Source organism: Streptomyces sp. NPDC059355 (assembly GCF_042752335.1).
Lineage (GTDB): Bacteria > Actinomycetota > Actinomycetes > Streptomycetales > Streptomycetaceae > Streptomyces.
Genome location: NZ_JBHYXN010000006.1, coordinates 23,709 through 41,604, shown reverse-complemented (window position 1 = coordinate 41,604; position 17,896 = coordinate 23,709). Strand labels below are relative to the sequence as shown.

At 73.5% G+C, this 17,896-nt stretch carries 18 protein-coding genes; 5 read left to right on the top strand and 13 right to left on the bottom strand.

From position 1 onward, the window contains the following. Nucleotides 1-6 precede the first annotated feature (6 nt). Nucleotides 7-1,074 (top strand): hypothetical protein, encoded by a 1,068-nt coding sequence (locus ACFXGI_RS07875; protein ID WP_384704585.1) that lies wholly within the window; start codon nucleotides 7-9, stop codon nucleotides 1,072-1,074. A gap of 3 nt (nucleotides 1,075-1,077) precedes the next feature. On the opposite strand, the gene ACFXGI_RS07870 is transcribed toward ACFXGI_RS07875, so the two are convergent. Genes ACFXGI_RS07870 through ACFXGI_RS07860 form a run of 3 tightly spaced genes read right to left on the bottom strand, consistent with a single transcriptional unit; the run spans nucleotide 1,078 to nucleotide 3,367 of the window. After that, nucleotides 1,078-1,293, bottom strand: a complete 216-nt coding sequence (locus ACFXGI_RS07870; RefSeq protein WP_030867954.1) for a hypothetical protein — start codon at nucleotides 1,291-1,293, stop codon at nucleotides 1,078-1,080. Between the two features lie 28 nt (nucleotides 1,294-1,321). Next, nucleotides 1,322-2,170, bottom strand: a complete 849-nt coding sequence (locus ACFXGI_RS07865; protein WP_384704584.1) for an arylamine N-acetyltransferase — start codon at nucleotides 2,168-2,170, stop codon at nucleotides 1,322-1,324. 54 nt (nucleotides 2,171-2,224) lie between these two features. Further along, nucleotides 2,225-3,367: an NADH-quinone oxidoreductase subunit D gene (locus tag ACFXGI_RS07860; protein WP_384704583.1), complete on the bottom strand. Its 1,143-nt coding sequence runs from the start codon at nucleotides 3,365-3,367 to the stop codon at nucleotides 2,225-2,227. Nucleotides 3,368-3,455: 88 nt separating this feature from the next. On the opposite strand from ACFXGI_RS07860, the gene ACFXGI_RS07855 reads away from it, so the two are divergent. Together ACFXGI_RS07855 and ACFXGI_RS07850 are read left to right on the top strand one after the other, a co-directional pair. Next, nucleotides 3,456-3,947 carry a PH domain-containing protein gene (locus tag ACFXGI_RS07855; RefSeq protein WP_384704582.1) on the top strand — a complete coding sequence of 164 codons (492 nt, stop codon included), beginning with the start codon at nucleotides 3,456-3,458 and terminating at the stop codon, nucleotides 3,945-3,947. Next, nucleotides 3,944-5,266, top strand: coding sequence for a PH domain-containing protein (locus ACFXGI_RS07850; RefSeq protein ID WP_384704581.1), 1,323 nt, complete (start codon nucleotides 3,944-3,946; stop codon nucleotides 5,264-5,266). The genes ACFXGI_RS07855 and ACFXGI_RS07850 overlap by 4 nt, the downstream gene beginning before the upstream one ends. A gap of 67 nt (nucleotides 5,267-5,333) precedes the next feature. Here the strand turns inward: ACFXGI_RS07850 and ACFXGI_RS07845 are convergent, their stop codons facing one another. Further along, nucleotides 5,334-6,002 (bottom strand): response regulator, encoded by a 669-nt coding sequence (locus ACFXGI_RS07845; RefSeq protein ID WP_384704580.1) that lies wholly within the window; start codon nucleotides 6,000-6,002, stop codon nucleotides 5,334-5,336. 17 nt (nucleotides 6,003-6,019) lie between these two features. Beyond that, the gene (locus ACFXGI_RS07840) at nucleotides 6,020-7,222 is read right to left on the bottom strand and encodes a sensor histidine kinase (RefSeq protein ID WP_384704579.1); all 1,203 of its coding nucleotides are present in this window, start codon (nucleotides 7,220-7,222) and stop codon (nucleotides 6,020-6,022) included. A gap of 107 nt (nucleotides 7,223-7,329) precedes the next feature. On the opposite strand from ACFXGI_RS07840, the gene ACFXGI_RS07835 reads away from it, so the two are divergent. Next, a complete protein-coding gene (locus tag ACFXGI_RS07835) occupies nucleotides 7,330-8,325 on the top strand; it encodes an SAM-dependent methyltransferase (protein WP_384704578.1) in 996 nt (331 codons plus the stop codon). 44 nt (nucleotides 8,326-8,369) lie between these two features. Here ACFXGI_RS07835 and ACFXGI_RS07830 read toward each other — a convergent pair whose 3' ends face one another. Both ACFXGI_RS07830 and ACFXGI_RS07825 read right to left on the bottom strand, forming a co-directional pair. Then, nucleotides 8,370-9,923: a M28 family metallopeptidase gene (locus tag ACFXGI_RS07830; RefSeq protein WP_384704577.1), complete on the bottom strand. Its 1,554-nt coding sequence runs from the start codon at nucleotides 9,921-9,923 to the stop codon at nucleotides 8,370-8,372. A 158-nt stretch (nucleotides 9,924-10,081) separates the two neighbouring features. Beyond that, nucleotides 10,082-11,203, bottom strand: coding sequence for a DUF5937 family protein (locus ACFXGI_RS07825; RefSeq protein WP_384704576.1), 1,122 nt, complete (start codon nucleotides 11,201-11,203; stop codon nucleotides 10,082-10,084). Nucleotides 11,204-11,311: 108 nt separating this feature from the next. Here ACFXGI_RS07825 and ACFXGI_RS07820 point away from each other — a divergent pair, with 108 nt between their 5' ends. Further along, nucleotides 11,312-11,521, top strand: coding sequence for a hypothetical protein (locus ACFXGI_RS07820; RefSeq protein ID WP_384704575.1), 210 nt, complete (start codon nucleotides 11,312-11,314; stop codon nucleotides 11,519-11,521). Nucleotides 11,522-11,554: 33 nt separating this feature from the next. On the opposite strand, the gene ACFXGI_RS07815 is transcribed toward ACFXGI_RS07820, so the two are convergent. The 6 genes from ACFXGI_RS07815 to ACFXGI_RS07790 form a co-directional block, all read right to left on the bottom strand. Then, nucleotides 11,555-12,292 (bottom strand): GntR family transcriptional regulator, encoded by a 738-nt coding sequence (locus ACFXGI_RS07815; protein ID WP_384704574.1) that lies wholly within the window; start codon nucleotides 12,290-12,292, stop codon nucleotides 11,555-11,557. A gap of 162 nt (nucleotides 12,293-12,454) precedes the next feature. Continuing rightward, on the bottom strand, nucleotides 12,455-13,264 hold the full coding sequence (locus tag ACFXGI_RS07810) for a type III pantothenate kinase (RefSeq protein WP_384704573.1): 810 nt from the start codon (nucleotides 13,262-13,264) through the stop codon (nucleotides 12,455-12,457). Beyond that, entirely contained in the window at nucleotides 13,264-14,262 is a 999-nt protein-coding gene (gene nadC / locus ACFXGI_RS07805) for a carboxylating nicotinate-nucleotide diphosphorylase (protein ID WP_384704572.1), read from the bottom strand. The genes ACFXGI_RS07810 and nadC overlap by 1 nt, the downstream gene beginning before the upstream one ends. Further along, the gene (locus ACFXGI_RS07800; RefSeq protein WP_384704571.1) at nucleotides 14,259-15,992 is read right to left on the bottom strand and encodes an L-aspartate oxidase; all 1,734 of its coding nucleotides are present in this window, start codon (nucleotides 15,990-15,992) and stop codon (nucleotides 14,259-14,261) included. The genes nadC and ACFXGI_RS07800 overlap by 4 nt, the downstream gene beginning before the upstream one ends. After that, the gene (panC, locus tag ACFXGI_RS07795) at nucleotides 15,989-16,990 is read right to left on the bottom strand and encodes a pantoate--beta-alanine ligase (protein WP_384704570.1); all 1,002 of its coding nucleotides are present in this window, start codon (nucleotides 16,988-16,990) and stop codon (nucleotides 15,989-15,991) included. Before panC ends, ACFXGI_RS07800 begins: the two co-directional genes overlap by 4 nt. Further along, a complete protein-coding gene (locus ACFXGI_RS07790; RefSeq protein ID WP_384704569.1) occupies nucleotides 16,987-17,892 on the bottom strand; it encodes a Rossmann-like and DUF2520 domain-containing protein in 906 nt (301 codons plus the stop codon). The genes panC and ACFXGI_RS07790 overlap by 4 nt, the downstream gene beginning before the upstream one ends. Between the last annotated feature and the right edge of the window lie 4 nt (nucleotides 17,893-17,896).

The following is a 17,896-nucleotide window of genomic DNA, read 5'->3' as shown; positions in this document are numbered from 1 at the left end:
CAGGCCATGCCCCGTGGACGCCACCGCAATCCCGAACCCCTGCACCGGCTGCTCACGCCGACGACCGTGGCCGGAGTCTCCGTCGCCAGTGCGGCCGCGGCCTGGCTGCTCGCGGATCCTTTGCCCCTGCGCCTGCTCGCGGCCCTCGCGGGGGCCGCGGGCGTGTCCGGCGCGGTCCTCATGCGCGCCTGGGACCGTGCGGCCGGGCGCCGCGTGGCCGAACTCGCCCGCGAGCGGATCAAGGACGAGTGGAAGACCGAGGAGCGGATAGCCGAGCTCGAGTCCGACCTCGAAGAGGCCCGGGCACTGCGCGCCAAGCTGGACGCGAAGCTGCGGGCCAAGCGGGTCGAACTCGCGGGGCTGCGCGGCGAGCACGCGGCGCTGCTGCGGCGCTACGCCACCGCCGAGACCGAGCGGGCCAGCGCCCTGGAGGGCCGCCGGCTGCTCGCCATCGAGGCCTCGGCCGCCCCGGAGTCCGCGGCGGCGCCGAAGGAGCTCCCGCCGGTGACCGAGGAGCGCACGTCGAGCGGTGCGCCCACCAGCGTCGGCTACGCCCGGGCCAATGCCGCCATGGCGGCCCTCGTCCGCAAGGCGGAGGCGAAGGCCGAAGGCAAGGTCGAGGGCAAGGCGGAGGCGCAGCCGGCCCAGCCGAAGATGCTGCAGGCCAAGGCCGCCGAGCCGATGGCGCTGGAGGCCGGGCACGCCCGCCCGGGCGCCGTCCCCGCGCGTCGGCCCTCCGCGGCGGTCGCCCCCTACTCGGCCGCGCGCCGCTCGGCGTCGCGGGTCGAGGGCGGCTTCGACTTCTTCGGCACCAAGACCGCGGCCCAGGCCCGAGCGGTGATCGAATCGGTCCAGAACGAGGACCTGGCCGACGTGGTCGGCGCGGAGGCCCTCGCGGTGCACCAGGCGGAGTCGGCCCAGGCGGAACGTACCGCCGCCGAGCAGCCGGTCAAGGATCAGGGCTTCAAGCAGCCCACCCCCGAACAGCGCGCGGTGGGCCAGGTCATCGACCTGACGGCTCACGACGAGACGGAGCCGATCGACGTGGTCCGCCTGCGCACCGCGATCTCGTAGGCCTCAGAACAGCGGGAGCTGGCCCGGCAGCGGCGCGAGGGCGAAGCCGTCCAGGGTCGGGGCCGAGGCACCGAGCACCACGCGGGCCCGGGAGCCGGGGCAGGAGATCAGGTCCGCTCGGCCGCGGCCTGCGGGCGGGTCGTGGCGGGCGATCCGGCCGGCGGTCACGGCGCAGTCGCGTCCGCATGCGGGGCAGGCCCGTCTGGGGGAGTGGGACATGCCCCAAGTCTGCACCCCCGTACCGGCATCAGCGCCGGGCGGCCAGCCATGTCTCGTGGGCCGCGCAGACCCGGCCCCACAGCGCAGTCCGGTCCTCCGGGGTCAGGTCGTCGAGCTTCCGCTCGAAGAGGCCGCCCACCACCGCCCAGAACTCGCCCGGCGTGTCCAGGACCCGCTCGGTCGTCCCCTTCGCCGGTTCGGTCCGGCTCAGCAGCCGGCCGCGCAGCGCGTCGGTGCCGTGGGCGTCGCGCCGCAGCAGCGCGAGGGTCCGTACGAAACCGGAGTCCGGCGCCGTCGACAGCCGGACGTGCGTGGCCTCGAAGTCGGCCGGTATCGCCGCCGGCGCCGAGAGCATGTTGACCACCGGGCAGGGCCCCGCCTCGTAGACGTACCTCCAGCCCGGCAGGTCCCCGCCCAGCGGGCCCAGCTCGTACGTGAACCTCCCCTGCCGGTGCGTTCCGGCGCGCAGCGGCAGCGGCTCGTACGGGCCGTCGCCGAGCCCGGCGTCGACGAAGTACTCCTCGCCGCCGACCCGGACCGTCAGCGCGAGGTGGTCGCCGTTGACATCGCGGCGTTCGCGCTCCGCCGCGACGAGGACGCCCGCCAGGTGCCGGGTCACTTCGAAGCCGAGGTGCTCAAGGAGGAGGGCGAAGGCGCCGTTGAGGTGGAAGCAGTACCCGCCGCGCCCGGCCGCGATGCGGCGTGCGGACAGCTCGGGGTCGATGCCGGGCGGCCGGCCGAGCTGGATGTCGAGGTTCTCGTACGGGATGCGCTCGACGTGGGCGCGCTGGAGCGCGAACAGCGCCTCGGCGGTGGGCCGGGGCGGCCGGGCGAAGCCGAGCCGTCGCAGGTAGCCGTCGAACAGGCCAGGGGTCATGGCCGCACCCTAAACAGGAAACGCCCGCGCAGTCGCGGGAGTTCCCGCGTCTTATCACTTGTCGATGTCTCCCACGACGAAGAACAGCGAGCCCAGGATCGCCACCATGTCCGCGACCAGCTGTCCCGGGAGCAGCACCGCCAGCGCCTGGATGTTGTTGAAGGAGGCGGAGCGCAGCTTCAGCCGGTACGGGGTCTTCTCGCCCTTGGAGACCAGGTAGTAGCCGTTGATGCCGAGGGGGTTCTCCGTCCAGGCGTACGTGGCCCCCTCGGGCGCCTTCAGCACCTTCGGGAGGCGCTGGTTGATCGGCCCGGGCGGCAGCTCGGCCATCCGGTCCAGGCAGGCCACGGCCAGGTCGAGCGCGTTGTGCGTCTGGTCCAGCAGGCATTCGAAGCGGGCCAGGCAGTCGCCCTCGGTGCGGGTGATCACCTTCAGGACGTCCTGGAGCTCCCCGTACGCCAGGTACGGCTCGTCGCGGCGCAGGTCGAAGTCGACGCCGCAGGCGCGGGCGATCGGGCCGGAGACCCCGTACGCGTGCACCGCCTCGGCGGACAGCACGCCCACTCCGCGCGTGCGGCCGCGGAAGATCTCGTTGCCGTGGACGAGCTTGTCGTAGACGTCCATGCGGGTGCGGACGTCGGCGATCGCGGCGCGCGCCCGGCCGAGCCAGCCCGCCGGCAGGTCCTCCTTGAGGCCGCCGACCCGGTTGAACATGTAGTGCATGCGGCCGCCGGAGATCTCCTCCATGACGGCCTGCAGCTCCTCGCGCTCGCGGAACGCGTGGAAGATCGGGGTGATACCGCCCAGTTCGAGGGGGTACGAGCCGAGGAACATCAGGTGGTTCAGCACCCGGTTCAGCTCGGCGAGCAGGGTCCGCATCCACACGGCCCGCTCGGGGACCTCCATGCCGAGCATCCGCTCGACGGCCATGACGACGCCGAGCTCGTTGGAGAACGCGGACAGCCAGTCGTGCCGGTTCGCGAGCATCACGATCTGCCGGTAGTCGCGCGCCTCGAAGAGCTTCTCGGCGCCGCGGTGCATGTAGCCGACGACCGGCTCGGCGCTGACGATCCGCTCGCCGTCCAGGACGAGGCGCAGCCGCAGCACGCCGTGCGTGGAAGGGTGCTGGGGTCCGATGTTGAGCACCATGTCGGTGCTCTCCGCCGCTCCGCCGATACCGACCGTGGTCTCCGTCATGGCGGCATTCTCGCAGCCGCAGGGGGTGGCGCGTCGGCCAGGCCGCGAGCCCGGCCTGGCCGGGGCGCCACCCCCCTACGCTGGACCCATGGAAACGGGGACTTCGGGTGAGACGGGCCGGCCCGAATGGGTGGGGTTGCCGGGTGGGCTGCTCAGGCTGCGGCGGCTGCTGCTGGTGATCTGGGCGGTGCCGCTCGCCGTCGGGACCGCGCTGCTGCTCGGGCTGACGGCCGGCCCGGGGTGGGCGGCCGCGGGGGCGGTCTGGCTGGTCGCCCTGGTCTGGGGGTGGGTGGTGCTCGGCCGCAACTGGCGGTCCTGGCGGTACGCGGAGCGCGCCGACGACCTGCTGATCAGCCGGGGCGTGCTGTGGCGGGCGCAGACCGTGGTCCCGTACGGGCGCATGCAGCTGGTCGAGGTGACCTCGGGGCCGCTGGAGCGGCGCTTCGGGCTGGCCTCCGTACAGCTGCACACGGCGGCCGCTGCCACGGACGCCAAGATTCCGGGACTGGTCCCGGACGAGGCGCAGCGGTTGCGGGACCGGCTGACGGAGCTCGGCGAGGCAAGGTCGGCGGGCCTGTGACCGCCGAATCGGCCGCTGCGGCCGAATCCGTCGTCGAGCGCCGGCTGCACCTGCTCACGCCGCTGCGCCGGGCGTGGGTGCCGATCGCCGCTACCGTCGGCGTCGTCGTCCAGCAGGCCGACCAGCTCCAGCGCTGGGCGAGCGGGCTCTCCGTGACCCTGCGCGCCCTCGCGCTGCTCGCACTGGTCGTGGTGTTCGGCGTGTACGGGTTCCTGAGCTGGTGGTTCACCCATTACGCGGTGACCGACACCGAGCTGCGCATCCGCAGCGGGCTGCTCTTCCGGCGCACCGCGCACATCCGCCTCGACCGCATCCAGGCGATCGACGTGACCCGGCCGCTGCTGGCCCGGGTCGCCGGTGTCGCCAAGCTGCGGCTCGACGTGATCGGCACCGAGGACAAGGACGAGCTCGCCTTCCTCGACGAGCGCGAGGCCGTGGCGCTGCGCGCCGAGCTGCTGGCCCGGGCGGCCGGTTTCGCTCCGGCGGAGGCCGTCGCGCTCGGCGAGGCCCCGGAGCAGGCGCTGTTGCGCGTCGGCCCCCGGGACCTGGTGGTGTCGCTGCTGCTCACGCTCTCGGCGTGGGGGGCGCTGGCCGCCGGACTGGGCGTGCCGGTCGCCGTGTGGTGGTTCAGCGGGAACCACTGGGCGACGATCGCGACGATGCTGCCCATGCTGGGCGGTCTCTGGTCGGGCACGGTCGGCCGTTTCCTGAGCGAGTTCGACTGGCGGGTCGCCGAGTCCCCCGACGGGCTGCGCCTCGACCACGGGCTGCTGGACCGGGCGCACGAGACGGTGCCGCCGGGGCGGGTGCAGACCGTACGGATCGTGGAGCCGCTGCTGTGGCGGCGCCGCGGATGGGTACGGGTGGAGCTGGCGGTGGCCGGCTCGAAGAACGACGTCCTGGTGCCGGTGGCCTCGCGGGAGGCCGCCCAGGCGGTCGTCGCCCGGGTGCTGCCCGGCGTGGACCTGGCCGGCCTCGCCTTCGGCCGGTCCCCGAAGGCCGGGTCGCGGTGGGTGGTCCCGGTGTGGTGGAGGGGTTATGCCCTGGCCGTCTCCGCGGACGTGTTCGCCGTCCGCAAGGGGCTGCTGTGCCGCCGTACGGAGATCGTCCCGCATGCCAAGGTGCAGAGCGTCCGGCTCACCCAGGGCCCGTGGGAGCGGGTGCAGGGCCTCGCCGACGTCCATGTGGACACCGGTGCCAACGGCACGGTCACGGCGCGGCTGCGCCCGGCGGCCGGGGCCGCCGGGCTGCTGGACGCCCAGGCGGCCCGCTCCCGCACCTCCCGCGCGGACGCCCGCCCGGACCGCTGGATGACCTGACCTGACCTGACCTGACCTGACCTGACCTGGCCCGGCCCGGCCTGACCGGCACGCGTACGGGACGGTGCTACGCGCCGCCGGCGCGGACCAGCCCCGTTTCGTACGCGAGGACGACCACCTGGACGCGGTCGCGCAGGCTCAGCTTGGTCAGGATGCGGCCCACGTGCGTCTTGACCGTGGCCTCGGAGAGGACCAGCCGGGCGGCGATCTCGCCGTTCGACAGGCCCTGGGCCACGAGCAGCATGACCTCGCGCTCGCGCTCCGTCAGCCGCTCGATCTCCTTGTTCTGCGGCTCCTGCGTGTTCGACGGGAGCATCGGCGCGAAACGGTCCAGCAGGCGCCGGGTGGTGGACGGGGCCACCACCGCGTCGCCGCTGTGCACCGAGCGGATCGCGGCCAGCAGCTCGGCCGGCGGCACGTCCTTCAGCATGAACCCGCTCGCACCGGCCTTCAGCCCCGAGAAGGCGTACTCGTCGAGGTCGAAGGTGGTCAGGATGATCACATCGGGGTGCTCGTCCCGCTCGCAGATCCGGCGCGTGGCCTCGACCCCGTCGAGCTTCGGCATGCGGACGTCCATCAGCACCACGTCCACCTTCGTGGACCGCAGCACCTCCAGCGCCTCCAGGCCGTTGCCGGCCTCGGCGACGACCTCCATGTCCGGCTGGGCCGCGAGCACCATGCGGAAGCCCGTGCGCAGCAGTACCTGGTCGTCGACCAGCATCACTCGGATGGACATCAGTTACCTCGACCTCGTCATTTCTTCTTGAGCGGGAGCAGTGCGCTGATCCGGAAGCCGCCGCCGGGACGCGGGCCCGCGTCCAGGGTGCCTCCGACCATGCCGATCCGCTCGCGCATGCCGATCAGCCCGTGCCCGGCGCCGTCGGCGCCGCCGTCCTCGTACAGCTCGTGGGCCGCCCCCCGGCCGTCGTCCTCGACCAGCAGGCCCAGCCCGTCGTCGAAGTAGACCAGCCGGACGCTCGCCTTGGCGTCGGGGCCGCCGTGCTTGCGGGTGTTCGTCAGCGCCTCCTGCACGATCCGGTACGCGGTGAGCTCGACGCCCGTGGGCAGCCGGCGGGGCGCGCCCTCGACCTGGAAGTCCACCGTGAGCCCGGCCGCCCGCACCTGCTCGACCAGGACCTCGATCTGCTCCACATCGGGCTGGGGCACGTAGTCCTCGGACTCCTGCGGCTCTCCGGTGCGCAGCACGCCGAGCAGCCGGCGCATTTCCGCCAGGGCCTGGCGGCCGGTGCCGGAGATGGTCTGGAGGGCCTCCTTGGCCTGGTCCGGGGCCACGTCCATCACGTACGCGGCGCCGTCGGCCTGGACGACCATCACCGAGACGTTGTGCGCGACGACGTCGTGCAGCTCGCGGGCGATCCGGGCGCGCTCGGCGGCGACGGCCACCTTGGCCTGCGCCTCGCGCTCCTTCTCCAGGCGCTGGTTCCGCTCGACGAGCTGGGCGTAGTAGGCCCGGCGGGTGCGCAGGGAGTCGCCGAGCACCCAGGCGAGGGCGAACGGGACGATCGCGAAGATCGAGGTCAGGATGTTCTCGGAGGTGTCGAGCTGGTTCGCGCGGAAGGCCAGCACGTACACCGGGGCGGCGGCCAGCCCGATGCCGAGGGCCGTACGGGACAGCCAGCGGGGGATCTCGGCCGAGGCGGCCACCGTGTACAGGATGATCAGCATCGCGAGGTCGGAGTTGATCAACTCGGTGTGGGTGACCAGCTTGTAGACGCCGGTGCCGACGGCGAGCCAGAACATCTGCTGCGTCCACTTGCGCCGCAGGGCCACCACCACGCCCATCGCGAGCACCGAGGGGACGGCGATCAGACGCGCGGTGGTGCTGCTGAAACTGTCTTCGGCGACTTGCAGCATCCCGAACCCGACCAGGAGGACAGCCCAGAAGCTGTCGACGCCCGTCGGGTGTCTGCGGAGGAAGTCGTAAAGGCGCTGCACGTAACCCAGAGTAGGCAAAGGAGATAGGTGCTGGAGTCAACCACAGGTGCGATCCGTGTGACGGGGGTGTACTCCCCAAGGTGGAGGCCGAGCTTAACCTTTCGGGGATGAGGACTGAGGGAGAAGTCGCAGATCCCGATCCGGTTCCGGATGATCTTCCGGTCGGGTGGAAGGAAGCGATGGAGGCCGCGCTGTACGGGCCGGACGGGTTCTACGTACGGCCGGGCGGGCCGGGGCCGGCCGGGCACTTCCGCACGTCCGTGCACGCCTCGCCGCTGTACGCGGGGGCCGTGGCCCGGCTGCTGCGGTGGGTGGACGCGGAGCTCGGGCATCCGCCGGAGCTGGACCTGGTCGACGTCGGGGCAGGGCGGGGGGAGCTGCTGACCGGGGTGCTGGGCGCGCTGCCCGCGGAGGTCGCCGGGCGGGTGCGGGCGGTGGCGGTGGAGCGGGCGGAGCGGCCGGCGGGCCTGGACGGGCGGATCCGGTGGGCCGCGGAGGTGCCGCAGGGGACGGCGGGGCTGCTGTTCGCGAACGAGTGGCTGGACAACGTACCGCTGGACGTGGCGCAGGACGGGCACTACGTACTGGTCGACCGGGAGGGTACGGAGACCCGCGGGCCGGCGGTGGCGGGGGAGGACCGGGCGTGGCTGGAGCGGTGGTGGCCGGGCGCCGGCCGCGCGGAGATCGGGCGGGGGCGGGACGAGGCGTGGGCCGGTGCCGTGCGCTCGGTGTCGCGCGGCCTGGCGGTGGCGGTGGACTACGCCCACACCCGGGACGCCCGGCCCCCGTACGGCACCCTGACGGGCTTCCGGGCCGGCCGGGAGGTGGCGCCCGTGCCGGACGGGAGCTGTGACGTCACGGCTCACGTGGCGCTGGACGCGTGCGCGGCGGCCGGGGCGGTGCTGGTTTCGCAGCGCGAGGCGCTGGCCCTTCTCGGGGTCTCGGGGGCCCGTCCCCCGCTGGCCCTGGCGTCGACGGACCCCGCGGCCTACGTCCGCGCCCTGGCCCGCGCCGGTGAGGCGGCGGAACTCACCGCCCGCGGTGGTCTCGGGGACTTCGCCTGGCTGATCCAGCCGGTGGGCGTCGCCCCCTGGCCCGGCTGACCGGTCCCGCTGCGCGGGGAGAGGACCCCGCGCAGCGGATGCCGCTACTGTGCGAGCTCGTGGTCGTGGCCCGGGCGCAGGCCGCCGCCGGTGCTGCCGCCGGTGGTCGGGGCCGGGGGGACCGGCTTCGACAGCGGCGCCAGGTCGAAGGCGTAGTGGCCGACCGCGTTCGCGATCACGTCCACGTTGATGTCCAGCGCCTTCTGGTCGATGTTCGTGATGTCGTCGCCCTTGCCGTGGTAGTTCACGTCGTACGCGACCCCGGCCCGGCCCCCGAACTTCGCCGCCTGCGCCGCCGTCTTGATGCCCTCGGCGCCCGTGTCCGTACCGCCGGACGGGATGCCCGCCTCGATGAACGGGCCGTAGTCCGAGCGGCCCGTGAAGTCGGACCCCTCGTGCGGGATCTTCTGCGCGTCGAGGAAGTCGGTGATGCCCTTCTCCAGCTGCGCCGAGCCCTCCGGCCCCGGGCCCGAGCCGACCTTGTCCGAGTCGTCGCCGTCGTAGACGAAGTACGCCGCGTTCGGCGAGGCGATCATGTCGAAGTTCAGGTAGAGCCGGATCTGCTTCTTCTGCGCGTCCGTCAGCCCGCCGACGTACGCCTCGGAGCCCAGCAGGCCGAACTCCTCCGCCGACCACCACGCGAACTTGACCTTGTTCTTGATCTTGGTCTGGCTGCTCGCGAGGCGCTGGGCGACCTGGAGGATGCCGGCCGAGCCCGACCCGTTGTCGTTGATGCCCGGGCCCGCCGCGACCGAGTCGAGGTGCGCGCCGAGGAAGACGGTGTTGTTCTCGTCGCCGCCCCGCGTCTCCGCGATCACGTTGTAGGTCTTGCGGTTCTCCCGGAACTGGCGGATGTCGAGGGTCACCTCGACCGGCCCGGCCGTCGCCTCGGCGGCCAGCCGCTCGCCCTCGGCCTGGGAGAGGCCGCCGGTCGGGACCTTGCCCGCGTTCGCGTCGCCCAGGGTGCCGTTGAGGGCGCCCGCGGTGTTGTTGTAGATGATCGCGCCGACCGCCCCGGCCGCCGCCGCGTTGGCCTGCTTGATCGCGAAGGTGCAGCCGCCGCGCTTGACCAGCGCGATCTTGCCGGTGAAGGCGCCCGCGGCGAAGTCGCCGGGCTCGCAGCCGTTCGTACCGTCCGCGTCCACCGGCGCGACGGCGATCCGCGCGGTCACGCCGGCCTCCGGGCCGCTCGCCGTGTACGTCATCAGCTTGATCGGGACGTCGCGCCCGCCCGTGCCGTTGACCTTCAGCGTCTCGGCGATCGTCTCGACGTACACGAAGTCGAACTCGTTCTTCGAGACCTTGTAGCCGGCCGCCCGCATCACGGCCTCGACGTACTGGGCGGACTGCACGTGGCCCTTGGAACCGGCCACGCGGGTGCCCTTGTTGTAGTCGGCGATGGCCTGGAAGACCTTCAGGTGGTTGTTGGCGCCTTTGCCGGTCGAGTCCTTGACCAGCTTCCGGGCCAGCGCGTCACCCCGTGCGGCGTCGCTCTGCGGGCTGCCGGTGGCGCCGGCCGGCCCGGCGAGCATCAGCGGGGAGACGAGGGCCGCGGCGGCCAGGGAGGCGGTTGCTGCGGCTATACGGCGTGAGGGCATGAAGGTCCTTCCACGACAAGTACGGGCAGACAGACGGATGGTCGGGCGTCAGTGGTGCGCGGTGGACGCACGGTATAGACCGTCCGGCCGATCTCGCCAGAGGTTTCGCTGATTCCGGGTGACGTCCTCCGCATATCGGTGAAAGCCCGCCGCCGGCTTCAGCGCAGGATGCCCTCGATGAACTCCGAGCCGATCCGGGCGACGACCTTCAGGTCCAACTGGTGCTGGACGTACCGCCCTTGGCGCCACGTGTGCAGCAGGCCCGCCTTCTTCATCGCCGACAGGTGCCGCGAGACCTCCGGCGCCGTGATCCCGTGTACGGTCGCCAGCTCGCTCGTCGTGTACGGGGCCCTGGCCAGGCTCCGGCACAGCATCATCCGCATCGGATGCGCCAGCGCCTCCATCCGGCGCTGGAGCAGCTCGACCGAACCCGGCTCGGGCAGTTCGGGGGAGCGGATCGGATAGTGGACCACCGGCATCCAGCCGGGCGCGTGCAGCACCAGCAGGTGCGGCCAGCCGAAGTTCGTCGGGATGAAGACCAGGCCGGGGCCTATCTCCGGGTCCGTCGCGGTGGCCGAGCCGTGGACCATCTTGTCGACGGTGATGGTGGTGGCGGCCGCGTCGACGCTCAGTGCCGGCGACACCTCGTGCAGCGTCGCCGCCAGCCCCTTGCGGCGCAGGACCTCCGTCTTGTGCCGGGCGTCCGCGCTCTGCTGCGGCTCCAGCCGCCGCCAGGTCTCCGCGAAGAACGCCTCGTCGCAGTCCTCCAGGAGCCGCCGCAGCCACACCCGTACGGCGGCCGTGTCGTCCAGCAGCCGCAGCGAGAAGTCCAGCTGGCGCGGGCCGCGCGCGGCGGCCGTCTCCAGCGCCTTGGTCCTGGCCTGCGGGTTCTTCAGCGGGGAGGGCCCGCCACCCTCGTTGTAGAGCGCCAGCCAGCAGTGCTCCAGGGCGGCCATCACGAACCGCTCGTCGTCCATCCGGTCGAGTACGTCGAGCTCCTCGGCCAGGGTCGCGGCGGGCAGGCCGCTGCCGCCGGGGATCCCCGCGAAGGCCATGAAGATGTCCGAGAAGGAGCTGCGCCACATGAAGTCGCCCTCCAGCAGCCGGTCCGCGAGACACGGCTCCAGAGCGGCCGCGGTGGCCGTGGTCCACGAGGCGAGCCCCGGGTGGTGGGCGGGCTGCGAGAGGGCGTGCAGCGTCATGCAGAGCTCGGAGAGCGGAGAGGGCGCGAAACGGATGCGCTCCGCGGGGAGCCCGGCGATGTCGATGGTGACGCTCATCGGGCCATTCTGACCTGTCCCGGGCCCGTGACCTGGACGGACACGGTTCGATTGACGAGGAGCGTCAATCGTCGTGCGAGGTGGCCCGAGCGGGTCCAGGGTGGAGGAATGACAGCGATCGAGCAGTACCTCATAGACACCTGGCGGGCATCCCAGCAGGGTGCGCCGATGCCCCCGCCGCCGGGCCGCGACGACGTCGCCGTCCTGCGCTCGGCCCGTACGTACGCCCAGTTCCGGGCCGTCCTCGACGGCGGGGAGGCCCGGCACCCCTGGTGGGCCGCCCTGCGCCGGCTGACGCACGCGCACGGGGCCCGGTAGTGCGGCCCGGGAAGCGACGGTGACGCGGACCGGTCAGCGGTCCCCGGGGTGGAAGTCGATCTCGTACGCGATCTCCGAGCGCCGGTCCGCGACCACGATGTCCGCCGTCTCCACGGCCCGGCCGTCCACCGCGTAGTACGTCCGCTCGATCTCGGTGATCAGCTCGCCGACGCCGATCCCGAGCAGACCGGCCTGCGTCCGGTTCGCGCGCGCCGGGCGGGGGACCTCCGTGGCCGAGGCGACCAGCACGCCGATCGAGCGCATCCGCTCGATGACCCCGGCCCCCTTGAACGGACCCGCCTCCGGCAGGACGACCGGAGTGCCGTCCGTGACCGCCATCGGCTCCCAGGACTCGCAGATCTCCACCGGCCTGCCCTCGGCCAGGAACTCGTACGTGGTGTGCACGCACGGGTCGCCCGGCGCGACGGCGAGCCGCTCCGCGATCCGCTCGGGCGCCGGCGCACGGGCCGTGGAACGCGACTCCCAGGTCAGGCCGCCACCGCCCGGCCCGGCCCGGCGGCGCCGCCGGGAGCGGACTATCCGCAGCCGCTCGCGCGGCGCGCTCAGGTAGGTGCCCGATCCCGCGCGGCCCTCCAGGAGCCCCTCGATGATCAGCAGCTCCAGCGCGCGCTGCGTGACGCTCTGCCCGACCTCGTACTCCCGGGCGAACCGGGACCGCGACGGCAGCTTGGCGCCGACGGGCCACTCCCCGGCCCGGATCCGCGCCCGCAGTGCGTCGGCCACCTTCAAGTACGCCGTATCACAGGCCATTTGAGCCGTCCTGTACCTGTCGACGAGTTGGGCTCAAGCTAATTCATCAGGTCGAACCCGAGTCTTCGGAACGGCGGGGAGTGAGACGAGCGCCACACCGCCGCCCGGCCGGCCGCACGCCGGCCGCAGGCGGGCGGCCGGGGGGGCGGCCGGGGGGGGGCCTCAGTCGAAGTTCGGCGCGTTGCGCTCGTAGACCAGGCGCAGCCCGATCAGCGTCAGCCACGGCTCGTGGTCGTCGATGACCGAGGACTCGCCGAGGACCATCGGCGCCAGGCCGCCGGTGGCGATCACCCGGACGTCGCTCGGGTCGCCGTGCGGGCCGGCCAGCTCCTTGGCCATGCGCGTGACGACCCCGTCGACCTGCCCGGCGAAGCCGTAGACCACGCCCGACTGCATCGCCTCGACCGTGGACTTGCCGATGACGTTGCGCGGCCGCGCCAGCTCGATCTTGCGGAGCTGGGCGCCCCGTACGCCGAGGGCCTCCATCGAGATCTCGATGCCCGGGGAGATCACCCCGCCCACGTACTCGCCCTTCGCGGACACGGCGTCGAAGGTGGTCGCCGTACCGAAGTCGACCACGATCGCCGGGCCGCCGTAGAGCTCGACGGCGGCGACCGCGTTGATGATGCGGTCCGCGCCGACCTCCTTGGGGTTGTCCATCAGGATCGGCACGCCCGTCTTGATCCCGGGCTCCACCAGCACCGCGGGGACGTCGCCGTAGTAGCGGCGGGTCACCTCGCGCAGCTCGTGCAGCACCGACGGGACGGTCGAGCAGATCGCGATGCCGTGGATGCCGTCGCCGAGCTCGTTGCCGAGCATCGGGTGCATGCCCATCAGGCCCTGCATCAGGACGGCCATCTCGTCGGCCGTCCGGCGCGGGTCGGTGGAGATGCGCCAGTGTTCGACGATCTCGTCGCCGTCGAACAGGCCGAGCACGGTGTGGGTGTTGCCGACGTCGATGGTCAGCAGCATTACCGCTCCTCGCGCAGGTCCAGGCCGATGTCCAGGATCGGGGAGGAGTGCGTGAGGCCGCCGACCGCGAGGTAGTCGACGCCCGTCTCCGCGTACGTACGGGCGTTGGCCATGGTCAGCCGGCCCGAGGACTCCAGCACCGCGCGGCCGTGGACGAGCGCGACGGCCTCCTCGGTCTCGATCGGCGTGAAGTTGTCGAGCAGGATCAGGTCCGCGCCCGCGTCCAGGGCCTCGCGGACCTGCTGGAGGGTGTCGACCTCGACCTCGATCGGCAGGTCGGGGAACTGCTCGCGGACGGCCGTGAACGCCTCCGCGACACCGCCCGCCGCGATCACGTGGTTGTCCTTGATCAGCGCGGCGTCCGACAGCGACATGCGGTGGTTGACACCGCCGCCGCAGCGCACCGCGTACTTCTCCAGGGAGCGCAGGCCCGGCGTGGTCTTGCGGGTGTCGCGGACCTTCGCCTTGGTGCCCTCCAGCTCGTCGGCCCACGTGCGGGTCGCCGTCGCGATGCCGGACATCAGGCAGAGCAGGTTCAGCGCGCTGCGCTCGGCGGTCAGCAGGTCCCGGGTGCGGGCCGTGACCGACAGCAGCACCTGGCCGGGTTGGACGCGCGCGCCGTCCTCGACGTGGCGCTCGACCTGGAACGTGTCGGTGAAGACGACCGACAGGACGGCCTCGGCGACCCGCAGGCCGGCGACCGTGCCCGCCTCGCGCGCCGTGAAGTCGGCGGTGGCGACGGCGTCCTCGGGCACGGTGGCGACGGTGGTCACGTCCTCGCCGCCGTCCAGGTCCTCGGAGATCGCCATGTGGGCGATGTCCTCGACCTCGATGGGGTCCAGGCCCGCGTCGGCGAGCAGCTGGGCGAGCGCCGGGTCCAGGCCGCTCTCCTCGCCGTCGCCGCACGCGCAGTCGTCGCCGCAGCCGCCCGCGGACTGGTCGAGGAGCGGCAGCTCCGCGTGCTCGTGGTCGTGCTCGTGCTGTTCGGGGGTGCTCACGATGACTGCTCCTGGCTCAGGGGGTGCTGTACGGACGGAAAGCCCGCGGAGTCGGTGGGGGTGACGACCAGGGCCCGCCTCTCGGTGGCGGACAGCCGGACGACGAGGTGGCGGCGCCAGGCGGCGTCGTCCCGGTCGGGGTGGTCCTCGCGCCAGTGGCAGCCGCGGGTCTCCTCGCGGCGCAGGGCGGCGGCGACCAGGACGCGGGCCACGCACAGCAGGTTCGTGGCCTCCCAGGTCTCGACGCCGGGCACGGCGGTCTTGCCGTCCGTCTCCAGCGCCGTGAGGGCCGTCGCGTAGAGGTCCTCCAGGGCGGCGGCCGCCGTGCGCAGGGACGCGGCGGAGCGGAGCACGCCCGCGCCGTCCGTCATGATGCGCTGGACCTCGTAGCGCGCCTCGGCGGGCTGGAGCGGGCCGGTCGCGGGGACCGGGATGCCGGGGCCGCTGCCGGCGGGCGCGCCGCCCGCGATGTCGTCGGCGATCCGCTCGGCGAAGACCAGCCCCTCCAGCAGGGAGTTGGAGGCGAGCCGGTTCGCGCCGTGCACGCCGGTGCAGGCCACCTCGCCGCACGCGTACAGGCCGGGGACGGTGGTGCGGCCGTGCAGGTCGGTCCGTACGCCGCCGGAGGCGTAGTGCGCGGCGGGTGCGACCGGGATGGGCTCGGTGACCGGGTCGATGCCGTGGGAGCGGCAGGCGGCCAGGATGGTCGGGAAGCGCTGCTCCCACATCTGCGCGCCGAAGTGCCGGGCGTCCAGGTACATGTGCTGCGCGCCCTGCTCCTGCATGCGGCGCATGATGCCCTTGGCGACGATGTCGCGCGGGGCCAGCTCGGCGAGCTCGTGCTGCCCCTGCATGAAGCGCACCCCGTCGGCGTCGACGAGGTACGCGCCCTCGCCGCGGACGGCCTCCGAGACCAGCGGCTGCTGGCCCTCGGCGTCCGGGCCGAGGAAGAGCACGGTCGGGTGGAACTGGACGAACTCCAGGTCGGAGACCTCGGCCCCGGCCCGCAGCGCGAGCGCGACCCCGTCGCCCGTGGACACCGACGGGTTGGTGGTGGCCGAGAAGACCTGGCCCATGCCGCCGGTCGCCAGGATCACGGCCGGCGCGTGGACGGCGCCGACGCCGTCGTGCTGGCCCTCGCCCATGACGTGCAGGGTGACCCCGGCCGTGCGGCCCCGGGCGTCCTGCAGGAGGTCCAGTACGAGCGCGTTCTCGACCGTACGGATGCCCGCGCGCTGGACGGCTTCGACCAGCGCGCGGGAGATCTCCGCGCCGGTGGCGTCGCCGCCCGCGTGCGCGATCCGGCGGCGGTGGTGGCCGCCCTCGCGGGTCAGCTCTATCTCGCCGGTCTCGGCCGAGGTGTCGAAGACCGCGCCGGTGGCCATGAGCCGGCGCACGGCGTCCGGCCCCTCGGTCACCAGGAGCCGTACGGCGGCCTCGTCGCACAGCCCGGCGCCCGCGACCAGCGTGTCGTCCAGGTGCTGTTCGGGGGTGTCGCCGTCCCCGATGGCCGCGGCGATGCCGCCCTGTGCCCAGCGGGTGGAGCCGTCGTCGAGGCGGGCCTTGGTGACCACGACCGTACGGCGGCCCGCGGCGGCGCACCGCAGTGCTGCGGTCAGGCCGGCGACGCCGGAGCCGACGACCACGACGTCGGCGTCGACGGCCCAGCCGGGGGCGTTGGCGTGCAGCCGTATGCCGGTGCCGGCGGTGCCTGTGCCTGGGGTGCTCACGTGTGTGCTCCGAACTCCAATGGAATGTTGTCGATCAGCCGGGTCGTCCCCACCTTGGCGGCGACGGCCAGGACCGCCTGCCCGGTGAAGCCGGGGCGGACGTCGGTGAAGTCCTGCGGATCCACCAGCGCCAGGTAGTCCAGCAGCAGCGGTGGATCGTGCCGGCCGGCCTCCTCCAGGACGTGCCGGGCGGCGGCGCGTACGGCGTCCGGCAGCCCGGTGCCCGCGGCGGACACGGCGTGCGCGTCGGCGGCGGACCGGATCTCGCCGAGCCGGGCCAGGGCGGTGGCCCGCTCGTCGCTGGCGGGGGAGGCCTCGGCGCGGGCGCGCAGCGCGGCCTGGGCGGCGAGCCGGTCCTGGCCGGCGAACAGGGCGCGGGACAGGGCCAGGGCGGTGCGGCGCTCCTGGGCGGACAGGTACCGGTTGCGGGAGGACAGTGCGAGCCCGTCCTCCTCGCGGACGGTCGTCACGCCGACCACCTCGACGGGGAAGTTCAGGTCGGTCACCATCCGCCGGATCAGGGCCAGTTGCTGCGCGTCCTTCTGGCCGAAGAGGGCCAGGTCCGGGCGGGTGAGGTGGAGCAGCTTGGCGACGACGGTCAGCATGCCGTCGAAGTGGCCGGGCCGGGTGGCCCCTTCGAGGCGCTCGCCCATCGGGCCGGCGGTGACCCGTACCTGGGGGTCGCCGCCGGGGTAGACCTCGTCGACGGCCGGGGCGAACACGGCGTCGGCGCCGGCCGCGCGGGCGATCTCCAGGTCGGCGTCGAGGGTGCGGGGGTAGCGGTCGAGGTCCTCGTTCGCCCCGAACTGCAGGGGGTTCACGAAGACGGTGACCACGACCTGGCCCGCGTCCCCGGCCCGCTCGCGGGCCGTACGGATCAAGGTGGCGTGGCCCTCGTGGAGGGCGCCCATGGTCATGACGACGGCGCGGGGGCCGTCGGCGGCGCGCGGGAGCTTGTGCAGCTCCTCGGCGGTGTCGATCAGCAGCAGGCCGGTCACTGGTCCCCACCCTCGGGATCGGCGAGCACGCCCAGGAGGTCCTCGGCGAGTTCGGGCTTGAGGAGGCCGTGCGCGAGGGCCCGGTCGGCGGTCGTACGGGCCATCGCCAGGTAGCCGGCGACCGAGGCCGGGGCGTGCCTGCGCAGCTCCGCGACGTGCGCGGCGACCGTGCCGGCGTCGCCGCGGGCCACGGGGCCGGTCAGTGCGGCGTCGCCCGAGCGCAGGGCGTTGTCGAGGGCCGCGCCGAGCAGTGGGCCGAGCATCCGGTCGGGGTGCTCGACCCCGGCCTTGTGCAGCAGTTCCATGGCCTGGGCGACCAGGGTGACCAGGTGGTTCGCGCCGAGGGCGAGGGCCGCGTGGTAGAGCGGACGGTTCTCCTCCGCGATCCACTCGGGCTCCCCGCCCATCTCGATGACCAGGGCCTCTGCCGCGAGCCGCAGCTCCTCGGGGGCCGTGACGCCGAAAGAGCAGCCGGCGAGCCGCTGGACGTCGACCTCGGTGCCGGTGAAGGTCATCGCGGGGTGCAGGGCCAGCGGGAGCGCGCCCGCGCGCCGGGCCGGATCCAGCACGGCGGTCCCGTACCGCCCGGAGGTGTGGACGAGGAGCTGTCCGGGCCGGATCGCGCCGGTCTCCGCGAGCCCCTCGACGAGGGCCGGCAGCGCGTCGTCGGGCACGGTCAGCAGCACCAGGTCGGCCAGCTCCAGCACCTGCGCGGGCGGTACGAGCGGCACGTCGGGCAGCATCCGCGCGGCGCGCCGGCGGGATGCGTCGGAGACGCCGGAGACGGCGACCGGCCGGTGTCCGGCCTGCTGGAGCGCACGGGCCAGCGCGGGGCCGACCCGGCCTGCGCCGACGACACCGACGGTGAGCCGGGCGGGGCGCGGTTGCTGGGATGAGTTCACGCGG

Bases quoted from the DNA above. Each gene is read 5' to 3' on its own strand.
- ACFXGI_RS07845 (WP_384704580.1), bottom strand. From the start codon at position 6,002: ATGTCCATCCGAGTGATGCTGGTCGACGACCAGGTACTGCTGCGCACG.
- ACFXGI_RS07860 (WP_384704583.1), bottom strand. From the start codon at position 3,367: ATGACGGAGACCACGGTCGGTATCGGCGGAGCGGCGGAGAGCACCGAC.
- ACFXGI_RS07835 (WP_384704578.1), top strand. From the start codon at position 7,330: ATGAGGACTGAGGGAGAAGTCGCAGATCCCGATCCGGTTCCGGATGAT.
- ACFXGI_RS07875 (WP_384704585.1), top strand. From the start codon at position 7: ATGCCCCGTGGACGCCACCGCAATCCCGAACCCCTGCACCGGCTGCTC.
- ACFXGI_RS07830 (WP_384704577.1), bottom strand. From the start codon at position 9,923: ATGCCCTCACGCCGTATAGCCGCAGCAACCGCCTCCCTGGCCGCCGCG.
- ACFXGI_RS07855 (WP_384704582.1), top strand. From the start codon at position 3,456: ATGGAAACGGGGACTTCGGGTGAGACGGGCCGGCCCGAATGGGTGGGG.
- ACFXGI_RS07825 (WP_384704576.1), bottom strand. From the start codon at position 11,203: ATGAGCGTCACCATCGACATCGCCGGGCTCCCCGCGGAGCGCATCCGT.
- ACFXGI_RS07870 (WP_030867954.1), bottom strand. From the start codon at position 1,293: ATGTCCCACTCCCCCAGACGGGCCTGCCCCGCATGCGGACGCGACTGC.
- ACFXGI_RS07865 (WP_384704584.1), bottom strand. From the start codon at position 2,170: ATGACCCCTGGCCTGTTCGACGGCTACCTGCGACGGCTCGGCTTCGCC.
- ACFXGI_RS07820 (WP_384704575.1), top strand. From the start codon at position 11,312: ATGACAGCGATCGAGCAGTACCTCATAGACACCTGGCGGGCATCCCAG.
- ACFXGI_RS07810 (WP_384704573.1), bottom strand. From the start codon at position 13,264: ATGCTGCTGACCATCGACGTCGGCAACACCCACACCGTGCTCGGCCTG.
- ACFXGI_RS07815 (WP_384704574.1), bottom strand. From the start codon at position 12,292: ATGGCCTGTGATACGGCGTACTTGAAGGTGGCCGACGCACTGCGGGCG.